Genomic DNA, 18399 nt, shown 5'->3' with positions numbered 1-18399 from the left:
GATGAGTTTAATTGCTGCTCTAAAGCCAACAAGTAATAGTATGGCTAGTTTTTATCCTATAAGTACTAATGAAAATAGTAATGACTTTAACTGGGAGAAGGTTACTAACTTATTCTTAAGTGAGCTTTATGGCTTACTAGCTGAAAAAAAATTAAGTAAATTTGAAGATGAATTAAAGAAATTTCATAAGAACTTTGAACAAAGTTTTAAAGATGAAATTCCTGACTCAGAAGCTTGGGCTATGATTAATGATATTTATTTTATAGAAAATAATATCTCTAAGATTTCACCTAAATTACGCATTTTTTCGTTATCTGAGGATGCTCAAAATCTATCAGCTGAAAAACGAATAGTAAGTCTTTTAAAGACGCTTTTTAAGAAAGATTTTGTTTATAACAATGATGTAACTAATCTGAATTTTATAGAAGAAAAAATTTATCAAACATTTGAGAATTCTTTCCCAAGTCGTATTCCAGACTATGAAGGTTTAAATTCTTATTTACCAAAGTTGTCTAAAGTTTTTGCTGAAGACTTAGTTTTTCTAACAAATCATTCAAAATATTTCTTAGAAAATATACAGTTATTTTTAGAGTTATATATTTGTTTATATACAGCACAATTATCTATTGTTATTAATGGTTGGAAAGAAGCGAATGAGCCATCTGTTAAAGACTGTTATTTTATATTAGACAGTGAAAAAGCGAGTCGAGAGCGAGCTTGTCTCCAAAGAAGTGGTTATAAATTAGTCGAAAAGGGTTTGGATTCTATTTTTCCTACTTTAGCGTTATGTGAAAGTTTACCGAATCCTGCAGGTCAAAAATTTCCTTTATGGAAATTAGTAACACTTTTAAAAAATAGTGATTTAGAAACCTTAGAAAATTATTATTTAGCATTTGCTGAAAATAGAAGCTTAAAAATAAAAGATGATAAATTTGAGAATATAGAGTCGGCTCTTGAGGCATTACAGCACCTATATAAAGCTCAATTTGAGAAAGGTGAAACTAGGGCAAGTCGGAATTCAAATGTAGTACGCACAATTAAAAATATTATCTTAAAGCCTTTTACACAGACTCGAGGAAGTGCAGGTACAGTATTTGTACTCACTCAAGAATATTTATTGTTATTAACAAATTTAGTGATTGGTGAAAGAGAGAAATTACGCTTGTATGAGGTTATTAAAGGATTAGAACTACGAGGAATTTTCTTTGATAAAGAAAGTAGAAAAGCTTTAGTCAGTTTTTATGAGCGTTTGGGTAATGTTGAAAAAATGAGTGATAGTGGGGATGCAATTTATGTCAAAAAAACAATATGAAGATTTTTTGGTTGAATTATTTTTTGACTGGGCAAAAAATCACTTAAGAATTGGTGAAAAACTCCACTTTAAATCACCAGATGATGAGAATAGTCTAAAACTTTTCCAAGCTTTTAGTCGTACATCAGAATCATCATTCTATTTACACAATGAAAAGATTCAGTATTTCATTGTAAATGGATGTAGAGTGATTCCAGTACTTCATTCAGATAGTGATTCTGGATATTCAGAAAATTATATTTCTTATTTGAGAGATCATGTTTCAAGCCAAATAGGAAATTTTAAGGACTCTATTCTACTTATAATACATAATTCATCTCTAGATACTTTAAATAATTCATCTAAAGATTTAACTTTGACTGACAACATTTGGAATCCTAGAGCTATTTATGAAGCCCTACTGAATTTTATTGATCAGAGCTCTTTCAAAGATAATGAAATTTCTAAACAACTACTAAATCATCAGTTTGAGTTAATTTGTGCTGATGGCGCCACAATGTTTGGCTTTAGAGAATTGTTCAATGCTGTGTACGATGGAAAAATAGAGTTCAATGAACTTGGATATCTGAATGACTCTGCTTTGCAAAGTTGGAGTCAAGCTAATATTAATCAAATTGAAAAAAGGCTAGATGAGAATAAGCGGCTCAAAGAAGATATTGAGTATATTATTGAGCAATTTCCAACTGAGTATGTTGAAAAACTAGTCGATTTGGATTTTAGTGAAAAGTTTATTGATAATTTTTTCTCAAATGATGATTTAGAGTCATGGCGAAAAACTTTAGATTTTGGTGCATGTCAGCAAGAGCGAGAGAAAAATTCTGTAGATCTGATAGAATTTTCTGAGTTGTCTACCTCTGCTAAAAAACAATATCATCGTACCAAGGGGGCTATTTCTCAAAAAGGGAGTTCTTCTAGTCGTGATCATCATTTGATTCTAGAAGTGACTCCAGATCAGTCCATGATTAGCTTGGATGTTGTATTCGTAAAAGGCCAACTTTCTGAAGATGAAATAAAAATCTCAAATAAATTTAAGAAACAATTAAATTTTAAAATTAATAACCGCTCTAATAAAAAAACAATCTTAAGTTTAGAAACAGAATTTGATGGTATACCTAAATATCTAAATTTTGAAATTAAGAGATCAAAGCCAAAAGAGTGTTTCAAGTTTAGAGTGTTACTGATCCCAGAAAAAGTTTTCCCCGTGAGTTCATTTGAAGATAAGTTTTTATTGGTACCTAATAAAGAATTTATTATTCTTGAAACAGACCAATCAGAGTTTATTTTTGATTCCTCAATTACTACAATTTATACTTTATCTAAATCTGGAGAAAGTGTAGATACAAATCAATTTGGAACAGTAGATTTTGATAGGCTCTTAAATACAGAGGAACAAGTTAATTTCGTATTAAATAAAGGTCAAAATAATTTAACCTTTGAAATACAGGGTATTCTCTCTGTATCAAGCTTAAATTTACCACTAATCTTTAATTTAGAATCCTACCAGTATTTCTTCGATGATCAATTGTTTGGAGTATATAACCCTAAAAACTCAAGAATTTCCTTCTTAGGTCGAGAGTATAAATCTAAAAATGAATATAAGAAGTTACTTGAGTTAGAAATGGAATTTATTTCTAACAAAATGCTTTCTACAGAAACTGTTAGAGGTAGTAAAATTCTAATTGAGGATTTAGCAGTACTTTATCCTAAACTTTATACTGCTTATACGCAGCTTTATGATTATCTGAAAAATAAAAATACAGCTTTAAGTTTAGTTTCATGGGGGGCAGAATTAAGATCGATTGTAAATCGGGTAGTTACAGAATATGTAAAGCTCATTCATGAGATTCCTACTGAACGTATGCTATCACAAGGGGAAAAGACTCTCGTGAATTTAGGGTTCTGTGTATTAGATAGAAAGGAATATATCACGCTATTTCACCCATTGAATCTTTCGTATTTTTTGAATTTGGTCAATGAATGTTTAGATGACTCTACAGCAGCGTTTAAAACCTTACATAATACAACGCTACGGCGTTTAAGTGCAGAAGGATTAATTCCTTTTAATTGGCATCCTGAGTATGAATTTAGTTATAGTCAAGCTGTTGTTGAGCATCCGATGTGGCTTCAGATCATTCCACAGAAACAAACGCAATTAAATTATATCAGGCCCTTAGTTCGACAAAAAACAGCTGAATTTGTAGAAGCTTTTAAGATTTTATTTAATCAGGGTGAAAGAGACACTTTATTAATAAATTCTATAAATAATGGATCTAATGAGGAGTTGTTTTTAGGTTTGGTTGGGTTTGTTCAGAAGCTTAAACCTCAAGAAGTACCTAATATTCACATTAATCTTTATGATGAAAAATTAACTACAACATATTTTGATGAAGTAGCAGATACTGTTAGTCAAATGAAGCTGAAACAACTGTGTAAGCTAACTTTGTCAGATAATAGTGTAGATCAAATTGCAGATCTTATTCGTAGACGTATTACATATAGTAAATTTGAAATTAATGATGAAGATAACTTTAAGTATGCACATCTGACATTTGTTCGAAATAATACACCTGTTGAAGTTGCTAACGTGGATTTAAAAGCAGAAAAAACGGGGATAGCATGTAATGGCTTATTGGCTGGTGAGACTTCTTATCACCAGCAAGATACGTACTTTACTACTGCTGGCTTAAAAGGAATTGAATGTGATAAACCATTACTTCAAATTGTTCAGCGATATAGTGCCTTGAGTCATGCTGCATGGAAAAATCAGAATTTTTATGAGTCTAATGGTTTATCCTTAAAAGTTTCAAATCAGCTACAAAGGCTACTTGATCGTGCCTATGAGGATAGCTTGTGGACAGTAATCATTGATCCTAAAGTCACTTTAGATTTCTTTAAAACACAACAGGATGTTGTACTCATCCATTATTCTGATAATTACACAAATTCTGCACATTATGATGCTATCACGGTAACTAAGCGCCGAGATCTTTATGACCAAATTCTAAGTCAAGGTCAAGCAGGACGAATTGATGAGTTTAATGCCTTTAATGGTGAGTGGCTATTAAAAATGCTGACGCTTCAAGACAAAGATCGTCGAGAGAAAAAAAGCATTATTGCTGCTTATAAATATGTGAATACATTTCTATACAATAGTGATATTACTTGGGTTCCACTCAGTGTTGCTGAAATGATTCGTGTATCCGGTAATATTGGTTTAAAAATGAGTGAATCTGACTTTAGTACTTATTGCCAAGGTAAAAAGTATGGAGTTATTTCGGATGATGTTCTATTTGTTGGTTTTAAAGACCAACAGATGTATTTACTACCGTTAGAAGTAAAAGTTGGTCAAAAACAAAAACATGATAAAGGGATTCTTCAGGCACAAAAGTTAAAAAAATATTTAGAAACTTGCTTATTCGGTCGTCAGGATTTAGTAGGACATATTTATAGAAGTTTATTCATTCGACAAATTATGATGCAGATTGAGAAGTATCAGCTTTACCAAACCTATCCTGATAATTACTTTGATCAGTTGCTTCAAAATCGAGAGTGGTGGTTGGGAGGAAATTATCAGTTAGCTAATATCCAAAATTATCCAAAAGGGTTTGTATTAGCTTTTATTGAAAGTGATACGTTCTTCTTAGAAAGTTTTGGTTTGGAAGAAGATATTCTTGTAATTAAACTCCCTGGAGCTTGTCAAAATAAATTTATTTCTACGCCATTAAAAGTTTTACTTGATCAAGTAGATAGTAGAAGTTTATTTAATATTCCGGATCATTTTATTTTAAATGGAAAAACAGACTATTTTACGATTGACCTTGGTGTAGATCCTGTAGATCCTGTAGATCCTGTAGATCCTGTAGATCCTGTAGATCCTGTAGATCCTGTAGATCCTGTAGATCCTGTAGATCCTGTAGATCCTGTAGATCCTGTAGATCTTATCCTGTAGATCCTGTAGATCCTGTAGATCCTGTAGATCCTGTAGATCCTGTAGATCCTGTAGATCCTGTAGATCCTGTAGATCCTGTAGATCCTGTAGATCCTGTAGATCCTGTAGATCCTGTAGATCCTGTAGATCCTGTAGATCCTGTAGATCCTGTAGATCCTGTAGATCCTGTAGATCCTGTAGATCCTGTAGATCCTGTAGATCCTGTAGATCCTGTAGATCCTGTAGATCTGTAGATCCTGTAGATCCTGTAGATCCTGTAGATCCTGTAGATCCTGTAGATCCTGTAGATCCTGTAGATCCTGTAGATCCTGTACCGAAAAGCATAAATCCTCTACAGATTCATTTTGGTTCTAATGCTGTAACACATGAGCAATTGTATTGGGAACCTACGAATACAGCTAAGTTCATGAATACCAATACAGGCATTATTGGTACGATGGGTACTGGTAAGACGCAATTTACCAAGTCGCTCATTACGCAATTGATGCAGAACCAAGAATCTAATGTCAATTCAGCGCCAATCGGTATGTTGATTTTCGACTACAAATCAGATTATGTAGATGATGAGTTTGTAGAAATCAATGCTGTTAAGAGACATAAACTTTATAAGTTACCTTATAATCCATTGAGTTTATTTGGTGATACACCAATGTTGCCTGTGCATACTGCTCGTGGTTTTTCTGACACGATGGCTAAGGCATTTGGACTAGGTGTTAAACAGCAAGCAACATTACGTAAATTGGTTCTAGATGCTTATGAGCAAGCTGGAATTGATAGGGCCGATGCATCTACATGGCATTTACCAGCGCCAACAATTAAAGATATTTGGAATTTATTCGAAGCGACTGATCCATCAATTGATTCTTTGTACGCTGCTCTTGAAAGCTTAAATGAATTAGAAATTTTTGAGTCAGATAATCATCTTTGTTCAAGTTTGTATGATTTGTTAGATGGTGTTTTGGTTATCGAATTAGCAGGGTATCCACCACAAGTTCAAAATCTTGTGGTTGCTCTAACTTTGGATCTGTTTTATTCACAGATGCAGAAACAAGGTAAACCACAAGTTCAAGGTGACTATCGACAAATAACAAAGATGATTCTTGTTGATGAAGCTGATAATTTTATGTCGCAAGATTTCCCAAGTTTACGCAAGGTTCTTAAGGAAGGACGTGAGTATGGGGTAGGCGTGGTCTTATCTACACAAGATATTACGCACTTTAAGACTGGGGAAAATAACTACTCTGCCTATATCTTGACTTGGGTAATCCATCGCGTTGCGCAGATTAGCAACGGTGATATCAAAGCAATATTTAATGTGGATGATAAATCTGAGCAAGAACACTTAATGGAAACGGTTCGTAAACTTGATAAACATTATAGCTTGTATATTGATGGTCATAAGAAACTAGTGAAGATGAAAGACAAAGCCTTCTGGGAGCTGTGTCAACAATTTGAAGTTTCTTAAGGGGAATTAGTAATGAGTAATTCTAAATCTTCAAAAAGCGAAGTTCAACTACGGAAAGAGCAAATTTCTGCAGCTAAAAAAGCTGCAGAAATTGTGACATTACGTGAATGGTATGATTCCACGCAGCATGGTTATGAACTAGAAGAATATTTTAAGCATTATTCTAATTTAGGCAGATTAGGAAAAGAGCTTCATAAGCGTGGAGTGAAGCGTATTACTGAGCTTTATGAATCTGACAAAGGTGTATTTGTAGAAGCGACTTTTGTTAGAAAAGATCTTGAGCTTTTAGTACCACTGTGTGCTTTAGCTTGTGTGTTTGAAAAGATAAGGATTAAGAGTGGCAACTAGAGATATTTTAGACTTTCTATCGCCTGAATATCAGGAGTATCAAGATCAATCTGATAAATTCTATTTGAAAAGCTCCATTCAAAAGATAGCAATTGCTCCAAGATATTGGGACACATATGGAGCAATATTATCTAGATATAACTTTAATTGGGTGTCGGTCAAGTATACAGAATTAGATAAATATTTGTCGGAAGATAGAACACGTGCCACTGAATGTGGAATTTATCTTTTTTCAGTTGGACCTAGAGAACGTGTTAATCGGTTACCTGAGTGTGTTTTTTATGTTGGAATAGCAGGTGAGCGTGGTTCAACAAATCCATTAAGAGAAAGACTTAGAAACTATATTCAGATATCTGGTATCGAAAGAAGAGATAAGGTGAGAACTGCCTTAGCGATGTATCATCAAGATGTAACGATTCATTACTGTGAATTTGATGATACAAGTGAATTATCTCAGATTGAAGAATATTTACATGGTTTCTATTTACCCTGGGCGAATGATAGGGACTTTCCAGTAAATATTAAGCGTGCACGTAATGCATTCTAAAATTAGGTTTTGAAATAGAATTATGAGTAATATTTTTCCAGCACTTCGAGCTGTAATGGGTAATTGGGTCTATTACCCTATTCTTATGTCTGCATCTGAAATTTCAGATCGTATAATGCGTTCTAAAGATATAAGAGAGAATCAGACTTTAGATGATTATTTACAACGAGAAATCACTCCAAATGTAAAAAAAATCACTGAATATATTAGAAATAACGAAGATCGTTTCTTTAACTCAATTATTGTTGGAGTGTTTGATGATACCCCTAATTGGTATCCACTGGATCTTGGGCATGTAGATATTCTTACTGATGAACGCAGAGAATACTTAGAAGATTCAATGGGATTATTGGAGCTAACTGGTGCTGAGAAATTATTTGCGATTGATGGGCAACATCGTGTAGAGGCTATAAAAAGACAAGTTTTAGATGACCCTAATTTTAAAGATCAGTTTTCTATAATATTAGTACAACATGTGGATTCTGTTAGTGGTAAAAAAAGAACTAGAAAATTATTTTCGGATATTAATAAAAAAGCTCAAAAGGTAAGTCCTGGAGAATTAGCAATTATTGATGAGGAAGATATTGAAAATATTATAGCGAGGAAAATTTATGGCGATTTTGATAGATTACCATATACTAAAATTATCCTTTCAAAAACTACTACAGTTAATGATCCTGAATTTTTCACAAGCTTATTAACATTGGTTGCTATAGCTAAAGTATTTAAAAAGAATTTGAAACTTACTACTGAAGAGAGTTTGTATAAAGTTCAAATTGGTTTTTTAAATTTTTTAATGGATCTTTTTCCAGAGATCGAACAATCTTTCACGAATACAGAATTAACAAAAGATTTGCGTGATATTCAGAAAATGATATTCATGAGACATATTGGTTTAGAGATTTTAGCTGAAATATACAGCTTGTATTTGAAAGATCATCAGTTGGATAAATTGCAAGAAAAGTTGCCATTGATAAATTTAAGATTTACATCTGAATTATTTGCTGAAAATATATATAAAGGTGGAGAAATTATTGCTAAACATAGAGCAGGTGCAATTGCTAAATTAAAAACTGCTTTGGAACAATAGAGTTTATAAAGTTATTAAAAGGCAAGCCAATAGGCTTGCCTTTTAATTTATATATTAGCAATTAAACTTTCAGAAGACTTATAGCGAACAGACATAGCACCAACACCTCTGTGAATATGCCCACGCATACGATCAAGAAGTATCTTGTTTTCTAGAGGCTCTTCTTGGTGGTCTTCTACATATCTAAGAAGTGATAAGAATAGATCTGTATTTTCACCTGTAAGGGTGTAGGCATTGAATTCAGAACCATCTTCATTCGGTAATGGAATATTACCTAAAGGGCCTTCTTCTAAAGACATCATCAGGGCAATACGGCAAAGCAAGTTTGGTGTTAAACCAGTCCGTTGTTTTAACATACGAAGACGAGTAGTTGCCTCAGATGAAATTTTAAGCTTGCTGTAATGCAATTCTCTTCTCCGTCGTATTGGTGCGTTTCAGATCAGTAAAGTAACCTGGTAATGCTTGAGTAGAACCTAACTCGTGATTATATTCAAGCAAGTAACTTTCAGAGATAAATTCATTTAATTGATTAACATATAAGTCATCAATTTCTGTATCAGTTGAAAGAATAATGACTTGATGACTTACGTGAGGGAAGTAGAACTTCATCAGGTTATCGCGGTGTTCGCGGTCTAGACGGCCAAGTGGAGTATCTACAATCATTGGCAAATGACGACCACTTGTTTTAGCTAAAGACCATAACATCGCAATCGCATAGATCTGCTTTTCACCAGCAGATAAAGCAGACTTTTCTACAACTTTACCATTGGTTTTAATTAACTGAGTATTAAAGCTTTTTGGATCAATATGTAAATCAGTAATAAAATTACGCTTACGTAGCAATGAGTTGAAAATTTCAACAAAGTTATGACGAACTTGATTGATTTTTTGTTCAAGAAGAGCAGTCTCAAATTCAATGAGAGCTTTAATTCCTTTAGCGGCTAAAGAATTTTTGTGATTTTGTAGAGCGAACTCGGCAACTGCTTCGCTAGCAGCTTTTAAGTTTCGTTCTGCTGTCACAACATCCCAACTCATTTTACGAACTTCTTCTTCCTTCTTATTAAGAATTAAATCAAGCTCACCAAGTTTACGCTCTTTGTATAGTAACTCATCTAAGTAAGCATTAGAGTCTTCAGCATTTTCAGCACGAGCAATAGAAAACTCTGTTGCTTCTTTTTCTTGGTTCAAGTAGGTAAAACGCTCAAAGAGTGATTTAACTTGTTTTCTCACTTCTGCATCTAAACTTAATAATTTAGCTAGGGTTTGTTGTGATTCTGTTAATTCCCCAAATGCGATATGTGAGCTATGTTGTGGTTCTGCATTAAAATAGCTCACAAGAAATTCATTTAAGTTTTGCCAATGTTCATCTTTCCAAAGCTCTGGTTTCTGAACAGAACTAGTTTGGAATGAGTTTAGAGCTTGCTCAACAACTTTTTGATCTGATGATTGATCAGCCGAAGAACGTTCTAGATGCTTAGTAAATTTTGAAATCAGTTTTGGTGCAAAGAGGAATGGGAGAAGACCATTTGCTAAGCTGACTAATTCTTGTTTGCAGGTATTAATATCTTTGTTTAGCTGAGAGAGTTTTATTTTAAGTTGATCATATTGCAATGCAATTGCGCCACCTTCAGAAACAAAGCGAAGTTTTTTTTGCTCAATACTTTTCAGTAAACCCTGATGTTCGAATTTAAGCTGGGCATATTCGTTATTGATTTTACTTTCTTGAGACTTAAGATCATTCAACTGCTCCGTTAGAAGCTCTACATCATTTTGTCCAGCATCATCGGATTTATTACGACTCAAATATGCGTGTAGATCTAGACGTAACTTTTCAATCAAGTCGATTCCGAGAAGATTTTTAATTGCATCTGATAAAGAAGCATTGTTATCTTCAGCAATATCTTGAATTTTTTCACCATCGAAGAAAAATAGCTGAGATACGCCGATTGGGATCAGTTCTAAGAGGAAGTTTTCCCATTCTTGTTTTGGTACAGACGTAACAGTTGAACCATTCTTTTGAAGATCTAAATTCTCATAAATTTGTCCTTCTGATGATAAAGACCAAGAGCGACTTACTTTGAACTCAGCGGGAATACTACCTTCTGTATAAACAAATGTAAGTTCCACACTTGAAGAACGCTCAAGATGATTTTGATTTATCTTACTTAATAAATATTGGTGATATTCTTTTGTGCTGATCCCAAGGCCCAAAGCACGTTTACCATAAAGTGCTAATCGAACAGAATCTAAGAATGTTGTTTTACCAGCACCATTACGACCACCAATTAGAATAATAGGGCGATTGGTAGAGGATGATTTTTTAGGTTCTAAAGAGAATTCAGTACGCTGACTATATAAACCAACATTATCTAAAACTAACGATTTGATAATCATGGATTAGCTCCAGCGTTATTTAGTAAATCTAGTTGACCTGAAGAAACTTCTTCAGCAAAAGATGATTCTTCATCTTCTATTTCAATGATGTCATCAATTGTTTGATCTGAGCCATGATCAGCAAGAATAGTTTTTAAATCACGCCATTCTTCATTAAGTACTTTGCTGAGTTGACTATGTATGTTATGACGTCGCTTTAGACCATGAGAAGCTTTTTCCACACCAATAAGTTTAACCATTAGCTCAGTAGGAAGTTCATGCTCTTTACAAATACGATCGAGTAAAGAAAAGTCCTGAGTGTTATAGAGAACACTATCTTCAATTTCCCAATCTAAATCGATCCCTAAAATATTTTTTACAATTTGAGGGACGGAATCAGCCCAATCACCGCTTTCAGAACGCCATAAACGACGAATTTCATGTAATTCCGCTGGATGAATCAGAACAGGTGCTTCACCAATTGGTGCTTCGGCTTGTACTTGTTTCTGAATTTCCAACAATTTGCCAAGTAACTCTTTACGGAAATCTAATTTATATGGACCAGGAACAAGCTTGCCATTTGCATGGTTAAATGAAACTTGACCATTACGGCGTTTAAATTCACGATAGATGAATTTCTTTTCCGGATTTTGAGTTGAAGACAAAAGGTCTCGGTATTCTAATAATGGTTCAAGCCATTCTTCTCCAGACTCAACCATTGCTTCCATCGACTTATCTTGTTGAACAACAGTACATACCCAGCAACCAAAACGTGAGTTACCACAACTAGGTGTTGTTTTATCAACAACAAGAGGGCACTCACCCGCTTGGGCATTTCGATACATGGTGACTAACTCGCGATTGTCATTATTCCATGGTGATTTATTCTGTAGTAAATAATTCCAAACATCATCCGTAGTAAAGGCTTCAATTGGCGCGAACACAAAAGCATTTAAAAGTGACGAATGGCGTGCTAGTTTGGTGCCTTTAATTTTGTGCATCGCAATAACCTGTGCACGCGTTGCACTTTCAGCGGAACGTACGCCTAGAACAACTACAACTTCACCAAATTCAGCGACTCGTTGTGTAATAAAATCATTCGCAGGCTCGATTTTTAAACGTTCTGTACACCAGCGGAATTTATTACTTGGTGCTGGATAACCACGACCTATTAAGTTGACCCAGAATGATCGCTCGACTCTTGGACTTACCTTTTGAACAATAAAAGGCATGCCTTGTTCATCAGATTTTTTCTGGATGTTTTCAAGATTTTTATCGATATAGCGAACGATAATAGGGGTTTCAACCAGAGTATCTGAACTAATAACATATACCGGCTTTTGTCTTCGTTCTGCTGGTAATAAAGCTAGGGCATTCCATACTAGTTGTAAGGCACAAGTAGAGTCCTTACCGCCTGAATATCCAACAACCCATGGTCGCTTATCAGACAGATAGACTTCTTGGATTGATGCATGAACATCTTTTAGTGAGTTGGTCTCAAAAAAACTCATTTAGACCATCTCCTCGATTTTTGTTACGGTACTTTGTTCAACTTGAATAGAGTTGCTGTGTAGATCTTCAACTCGTTGTGATTCGTCATTCAATGGAATGCCTAAAACTTTTTGAATATAGTTGGTCACAAGCACCAAATTATTGCGGGACTTATTGATTTTACCTGCAACTAACGCGCGGTTATTCCAGACTTTTAAGTTGTTTCGAGACCACTCAATATGTATCAATTTACTGAGTTTAGACTCCCAATTTTCTGAATACTGTATGAGTAAAATATTGCCTAATTTACCTAGAGCTTGGATTGCAATGCCATGAGCATGGATATAACTATTCCTTAACTCAGCTGCCGTAACTTTACCTTCTAAAAGATTTAGCCACCCTGGAATATATTGAATTACACAGCTCCAGAATTTAGTCGCAATTATAATCTTTTCTTCATGAGTAGCTTCTTGTGGTAAATCGTTTAATAGTTGTTTAGTTGCTTGATGTAAGGAGCTAAATGTAAATAAATTAGTTGTTCTGTTAGATAAACTAGACTTTTCAAAGTCAGTAAATTTGCGGAATAGTTCAATATTTTCAATTACTGCTTTAGTAATATGTGATTGTTCATCTCTATGGTTAAAAAGTAATTTAATTGATTGAGCTGGCTTTACTGCATGCATGTTTAGGTCAGCAAACATTTGCTGAGAACGTTTTAAGCCCTGATCAGCATAAACCACAACAGAAATAGTTTCATTTCCTAGATATGGACGATGTTTGAGAGCATCTTCTATAGCTGCTCTTCTATGTTGGCCATCATTAATTAGGACAGTAGCATCCATTGAAATTTTTAACTTACCCAAATTATTAGAAAGATCATTGGGCTCAAATACAACTTCTCCATCTACGCATGCACAGAGAGATGACAGTATATATTCATCAGGATTATCAATTATATATCTGCTTATTTGAGGAATTCTTGTTTTGTTTAATGTGCGTTGTGCACGCATTGCAGGTGGTAATGAGTCATCATCAAATTTAAAAAATTTAGGTACAACTTTGAGAGGAACCATAATGATGTAAAAAGCTTTACGAGCCTGTAAGCCTTGTATTGCTATGAATTCGAACCAATTTCCGTCCATGCTAAGAAAATTTTAACCATTAAAAAATAAAATTATATCAGCATATTGGCTTTTGGAAGTTAAAAAAATATATATGGAAGTTATTTTTTTTAATAATTAAGCCTAGATCTGATTAGATTGTATATATAAAATTCATTTTTATTATAAAAAGCCAATCACCCTACTCTTAGGTTGATTGGCTATGTGGATTTTGTTACCCAGTTAATCTTCTATCATCCCAATAACACGGAACTACAATCAAATTGTTTTCATGCAACCGTGACCATAATCGGACACCTAAATCCCGCTGCATATTCTGTAATGTGAAATTGGAAATTAGCAGCGTGGACTTCATATTGTCATAACGGCTATACAGAATCTTATGTACCATCTCTAGACGTTTCTCATGCCGGTCATGCAAGCCATATTCATCTATCACTAATAAATCAAAACTGGAGAAATGGTCGATGACTGCCTTTTCAGAGCGTGAAGCATCTGACCAGGTATCCATCATTTTTTGAGCAATTTCTGCACTTGTATAGTAGCGTGCAGATTTTGTGCTGTTGTGCAGAATGTTGCGAATAATTGATGCACTCAGATGGGTTTTACCTGTACCTGGTGTACCAATCATCAACATGTTTGGATAGTGGTCAGAAATAATCTGCTGTGCAAAGGCCTGACAGAGCTTGATGGTGTTGTCTTGTTCAGGACATGCAACCACATAATTCTTGAAGCCACGGTCCAGGTAGCGTTTATTGAGCCCTGAGTTTTTGATTTTCTGTTGCAGCAACCGCTGTTGCAGCTCATCTGCATAGGCTGCATGTGAGTGATGGACGGTTTCTTTCGCACATAATTTGCAGAGCCTATGACCAGCAATTTCCATCAGTGGTATATGGTGGGAAGGGCAGAGTGTTTCCATTGCTTCTGCGCGTAACTGGAATGTTTTAAGCATGGTATTCATGATCATTCTCCTAAATCCATTTGGAATTTTCTGAAAAATCCTCATTTTTTTCTTCAAAATTTGAAGATGAAGATGAAGATGAAGATGAAGATGAAGATGAAGATGAAGATGAAGATGAAGGGCATGATTCAAGTATAACTTGAGTAATACTCGGGTTATCCTCAGAGAATGCTTGAGCATTTTTGGGTATTTGCTTGTTAGATGCTTGAGCATTACTTGTGGATTTATTCCAACGTACTTGAGCTGCATTTTTAGCTTTATCAGATTTCATTTGCTGATTTTGCAATGCCTGGCTTTTTAAATTGGTTAAAAAATTTGAATTAATCTGCTCAGATTCGACTTCAAATAATTCTAGGGTCATCAGCGTATTCAATAAAGTTTTAGCCTTGGTGTGCTGCGGTAATTTCGTGATGCTACATACAGTAGCTAGGTCATGAGGAATGGCACCATTTTTCCAGAAATCCATCATTAGCAGAAGTGCAGCACCAATTTGTTCTGCTGTCATTCGTGCAAATTTCGCCTGTAAGTCGCCAATATAGAGTGGCATCCAAATTGAAATATCTTTATGCATGTGTTCACCTTTCTTAGAGGTATAAAGGGTCTAAGGTCATCGATTGGATGACCTTGTATGTTTGTTTTATTAGTGAGCGAGACTTATTAACCGGAGGCGAGCTTGTTGTGCCAGGTTATCGTAATGGGCTTGCCCATCATCTAGCATTCGCTGTAGCCAAAGTCTCAATGCCTGGTGATCATCGAAGCATCTGTTAACCTTCAGCAAAAAGGCTAGATTGTTCAGTTTGGGAATGTGTAACTCATGAATGAGTTCACGTGCGACCATATCTGCTTCATGACTGACGACCACACCACCAAAGAAAGCTTTACTGTTCATGGGCAAGCTCCTCTGTATTTAGTCTCTCTAGCATGGCCTCAAAAGCACTGCCATCACGACGCGTAACATTCGGAATGTAACGGCTATAGACCCGGAACAACATTTCAGTCGTTGAATGCCCGAGCTGGCGCGCGATCCATTCAGGATTCTCTCCTGCCGACAGCCAGAGCGTTGCAGCGGTATGACGTGTTTGATAAGCACGACGAGGCTTTAGTCCTAAATAGCGTAGTAGGGGATGCCAGACACGTTTATTCACTAAACGATAATCTAGAGGTCCACCATCGCGGTTACAGAAGACAAAACTGGATTTACCATTATTCAAGCTTTTCTGCTGCAGAAAGGCTTGATAAACCCGATCATTTATTTGGATTGTGCGGTCAGAGCCATAAGTTTTGGTTCCACCAAGAACCCCATTCACTAGCGCTTCTCTAATATTGATTTCACGACGCTGTAAGTCCACATTTTTCCATTGCAAGCCATCGATCTCACTGGTGCGCATACCTGTGAAAAATCGAACAGTATAATAAGGCTTAAAATCATCACGAACTGCAGCTAAAATTGTATGTACTTCCTTTAATGAAAAAGGTGTTACTTCAATCTTTCCTTGCTTTAAGTTCTTGATATTCTTATAAGGGTTATCAAAGTCATATCGTTCTGCAGCACTATCGAGTATCATACGAAGTGCTATCATAATCTGGTTGATTCTTGATGGTGAAAGGCATTCTTGGTTTTTTCCGTGAGTCACTTTGGCGAGGGATGAACGGAATCCAAGAATGTCTGACTTTTTGATATTAATAACCGGAATTGTGCCAAAAAAAGGGATTAAGTACTTTTTGATCACAATCTGAATTTTCTCCTTGTAGCTCGCACGCCATTCTATTTTTTTATCAGTGAACCAGATTTCACAGAACTTGGAAAATAGGGGAGTTTTAGAGCTGATTTCATTTACTTTGTTTTCTGCATTTTTGATTTCTTTTAAGCGAGAACTTTTTGGAAAGTATTTAGCATAGTCAAAAATACCCAGTAAGATTTCCGCTTCCATTCGCTCAATCGCTTTTTCAAGCTTTTTGCGATTTTGAGCATTATCTTCAAGAGCTGTTGTTTCACGACAACGGATGTTTAAGTATCGAAAATCAACACATAACTTACCGTATCTAGTACGAATAGCCGCCATAATAATGTTCTCCTTATTGAAGTTGTAGGCTGTATAGCGAGCCTAAAGTGGTTTTAGTCATATCTTCTTCAATACGCTCCCATACATATAAAATTTTGCGTCCACCAAAAGGGCGGATGTAATGAATGCCTTCAATTAGAACACTGTCCTTCAACTGATTACGGATGGTACGTTCGTTGTAATGGATTCGTTCCGCTAGTTCTTTTGTAGTAATATAGGTAAGATTCATGTTTGTATCCTTTTATAAAGTATCATAATGGTGTTATTTAAGATCACAATGCAATAATAAATGCGTTTAATACACTATGCAAGTACTTTATTACACAATGGTGGTAATTGATGATAGTTTGTAACTTGCCTGTTCTTTTGGCGGAACGAAGAATGAAGGTGGCAGATGTAGCTCGGGCAACCGGAATGAGTAAGACAACTTTACATAAGCTTTATAATGGTCAATCAACTCGTATTGACTTTGAAACATTAGAAAAATTATGTGTATTGTTAAATGTAGAGGTTGGTGATTTATTAAAGTTCAAGCAGGAAGAATAAGTTTTTTTAATAAAAAATCGGTCCATAAATTAATAATTTTTAGTTTAAGATTTTGTTTTTTATTGTATATTTATGGTGACCAGATTTGGTCACCATTTTTATAAAGTAGTAAAAAAGACTTCAATAAAAGCCATAATGAAGTGTTTTAAGCTTTTTTAGAATTACTCAGTCTATGTTCACTAAAATTTATGCAAAATCTTTAATATATTGATCTATATGTGATGGTTGCAGGGCACGTTTAGGGCACTTTTGGTCACGTAAGACCATTTTCAAGTGATCTATCTTAACTTTTTACTAGCTTTAAGCATTTTAAGTTTATAAGTTGGGAAAAAAATATTGTTTAAAATCAACAATAAAAAAGCCCCCATCTTTTGATGAGGGCTTTTTTGAATTTGGAGCGGGAAACGAGACTCGAACTCGCGACCCCAACCTTGGCAAGGTTGTGCTCTACCAACTGAGCTATTCCCGCGGGGTCGAATAATTTTTTACTATAAAAAACTAAACAAAAAAGATTTTGGAGCGGGAAACGAGACTCGAACTCGCGACCCCAACCTTGGCAAGGTTGTGCTCTACCAACTGAGCTATTCCCGCATGCGGTGTATAATACATTATGGAAAACTTGGGTCAATAACTTTATTCAAAAAAAAATACTGTTTGAATAAATAAAAGCCAAAATGGAACATAAAATTCTATTAAATAGAAAAAATAGTCAAAATGAATAAAAGATTTCTTATAAGTATGAAAAGAATTAGCTAAAAAGAGAGATAAATAATCGTTATACTGATTGATAGATTGCTGGAAATTGGAATTAAAAATGAGCTTAGAACAAGAGTTGGTTCAACGTTTACAAGAGCTTTCTCCTAATTACTTAGAAGTGGTGAATGAGTCTTCTGGCCATGGTGGTTATTTTCCTGGTAAAGAGTCACATTTTAAAGCTGTTATTGTGAGTGAAGCATTTGAAGGCTTACGTTTAGTACAGCGCCATCAATTGGTATATAGCGCTGCGGGTAATTTATTAAGTGCTGGAAAAATACATGCATTAGCGATTCATGCATTTCTTCCATCAGAATGGAACGGACAAGATACATCTAGCCCAGAATGTGCACATGCACCCAAAAATTAAGGTTTTAAGT

General features: G+C 34.9%; 17 protein-coding genes and 2 tRNA genes. 8 read left to right on the top strand and 11 right to left on the bottom strand.

Going from position 1 to position 18399, the window contains the following annotated elements; translation table 11 throughout:
• Position 1: 1 nt before the first annotated feature.
• The 6 genes from dptG (at position 2) to AOY20_RS03510 (ending at position 8711) form a co-directional block, all read left to right on the top strand.
• The gene (dptG, locus tag AOY20_RS03535; RefSeq protein ID WP_054582530.1) at positions 2 to 1312 is read left to right on the top strand and encodes a DNA phosphorothioation-dependent restriction protein DptG; all 1311 of its coding nucleotides are present in this window, start codon (positions 2 to 4) and stop codon (positions 1310 to 1312) included.
• The gene (gene dptH, locus AOY20_RS03530; RefSeq protein ID WP_227510360.1) at positions 1293 to 5261 is read left to right on the top strand and encodes a DNA phosphorothioation-dependent restriction protein DptH; all 3969 of its coding nucleotides are present in this window, start codon (positions 1293 to 1295) and stop codon (positions 5259 to 5261) included. Before dptG ends, dptH begins: the two co-directional genes overlap by 20 nt.
• A gap of 406 nt (positions 5262 to 5667) precedes the next feature.
• Positions 5668 to 6726: an ATP-binding protein gene (locus AOY20_RS03525; RefSeq protein WP_054580577.1), complete on the top strand. Its 1059-nt coding sequence runs from the start codon at positions 5668 to 5670 to the stop codon at positions 6724 to 6726.
• A 12-nt stretch (positions 6727 to 6738) separates the two neighbouring features.
• Positions 6739 to 7074 (top strand): hypothetical protein, encoded by a 336-nt coding sequence (locus tag AOY20_RS03520; protein ID WP_054580576.1) that lies wholly within the window; start codon positions 6739 to 6741, stop codon positions 7072 to 7074.
• Positions 7064 to 7621 carry a hypothetical protein gene (locus AOY20_RS03515; protein ID WP_054580575.1) on the top strand — a complete coding sequence of 186 codons (558 nt, stop codon included), beginning with the start codon at positions 7064 to 7066 and terminating at the stop codon, positions 7619 to 7621. Before AOY20_RS03520 ends, AOY20_RS03515 begins: the two co-directional genes overlap by 11 nt.
• A 22-nt stretch (positions 7622 to 7643) precedes the next feature.
• On the top strand, positions 7644 to 8711 hold the full coding sequence (locus AOY20_RS03510; protein WP_054580574.1) for a DNA sulfur modification protein DndB: 1068 nt from the start codon (positions 7644 to 7646) through the stop codon (positions 8709 to 8711).
• A gap of 47 nt (positions 8712 to 8758) precedes the next feature.
• On the opposite strand, the gene dndE is transcribed toward AOY20_RS03510, so the two are convergent.
• The 9 genes from dndE to AOY20_RS03465 form a co-directional block, all read right to left on the bottom strand.
• Entirely contained in the window at positions 8759 to 9118 is a 360-nt protein-coding gene (gene dndE, locus AOY20_RS03505; RefSeq protein ID WP_054580573.1) for a DNA sulfur modification protein DndE, read from the bottom strand.
• The gene (dndD, locus tag AOY20_RS03500; protein WP_054580572.1) at positions 9099 to 11105 is read right to left on the bottom strand and encodes a DNA sulfur modification protein DndD; all 2007 of its coding nucleotides are present in this window, start codon (positions 11103 to 11105) and stop codon (positions 9099 to 9101) included. The genes dndE and dndD overlap by 20 nt, the downstream gene beginning before the upstream one ends.
• Entirely contained in the window at positions 11102 to 12595 is a 1494-nt protein-coding gene (gene dndC / locus AOY20_RS03495; protein WP_054580571.1) for a DNA phosphorothioation system sulfurtransferase DndC, read from the bottom strand. Before dndC ends, dndD begins: the two co-directional genes overlap by 4 nt.
• Positions 12596 to 13717, bottom strand: a complete 1122-nt coding sequence (gene dndB, locus AOY20_RS03490) for a DNA sulfur modification protein DndB (protein ID WP_054580570.1) — start codon at positions 13715 to 13717, stop codon at positions 12596 to 12598.
• A gap of 193 nt (positions 13718 to 13910) precedes the next feature.
• The gene (locus AOY20_RS03485; RefSeq protein ID WP_054580569.1) at positions 13911 to 14657 is read right to left on the bottom strand and encodes an ATP-binding protein; all 747 of its coding nucleotides are present in this window, start codon (positions 14655 to 14657) and stop codon (positions 13911 to 13913) included.
• Positions 14658 to 14667: 10 nt separating this feature from the next.
• Positions 14668 to 15228 (bottom strand): DUF1376 domain-containing protein, encoded by a 561-nt coding sequence (locus AOY20_RS03480; protein ID WP_054580568.1) that lies wholly within the window; start codon positions 15226 to 15228, stop codon positions 14668 to 14670.
• A 69-nt stretch (positions 15229 to 15297) separates the two neighbouring features.
• A complete protein-coding gene (locus tag AOY20_RS03475) occupies positions 15298 to 15546 on the bottom strand; it encodes a hypothetical protein (RefSeq protein WP_054580567.1) in 249 nt (82 codons plus the stop codon).
• Positions 15536 to 16720: a site-specific integrase gene (locus tag AOY20_RS03470; protein WP_054580566.1), complete on the bottom strand. Its 1185-nt coding sequence runs from the start codon at positions 16718 to 16720 to the stop codon at positions 15536 to 15538. The genes AOY20_RS03475 and AOY20_RS03470 overlap by 11 nt, the downstream gene beginning before the upstream one ends.
• Positions 16721 to 16733: 13 nt before the next feature.
• Positions 16734 to 16949, bottom strand: coding sequence for a hypothetical protein (locus AOY20_RS03465; protein WP_054580565.1), 216 nt, complete (start codon positions 16947 to 16949; stop codon positions 16734 to 16736).
• Between the two features lie 110 nt (positions 16950 to 17059).
• On the opposite strand from AOY20_RS03465, the gene AOY20_RS03460 reads away from it, so the two are divergent.
• Positions 17060 to 17266, top strand: a complete 207-nt coding sequence (locus AOY20_RS03460; RefSeq protein WP_081403350.1) for a helix-turn-helix domain-containing protein — start codon at positions 17060 to 17062, stop codon at positions 17264 to 17266.
• 393 nt (positions 17267 to 17659) lie between these two features.
• Here AOY20_RS03460 and AOY20_RS03455 read toward each other — a convergent pair.
• Both AOY20_RS03455 and AOY20_RS03450 read right to left on the bottom strand, forming a co-directional pair.
• Positions 17660 to 17735 (bottom strand) — tRNA-Gly (locus AOY20_RS03455).
• A 46-nt stretch (positions 17736 to 17781) separates the two neighbouring features.
• Positions 17782 to 17857, bottom strand: a tRNA-Gly gene (locus AOY20_RS03450).
• A gap of 223 nt (positions 17858 to 18080) precedes the next feature.
• Here AOY20_RS03450 and AOY20_RS03445 point away from each other — a divergent pair.
• Positions 18081 to 18389 (top strand): BolA family protein, encoded by a 309-nt coding sequence (locus AOY20_RS03445; RefSeq protein ID WP_054580563.1) that lies wholly within the window; start codon positions 18081 to 18083, stop codon positions 18387 to 18389.
• The last annotated feature ends 10 nt before the right edge of the window (positions 18390 to 18399 follow it).

This window comes from Acinetobacter equi (assembly GCF_001307195.1).
GTDB classification, from domain to species: Bacteria; Pseudomonadota; Gammaproteobacteria; order Pseudomonadales; family Moraxellaceae; genus Acinetobacter; species Acinetobacter equi.
The sequence above is the reverse complement of the archived record's forward strand: the minus strand, read 5'-3'. Positions and strand labels throughout refer to the sequence as shown.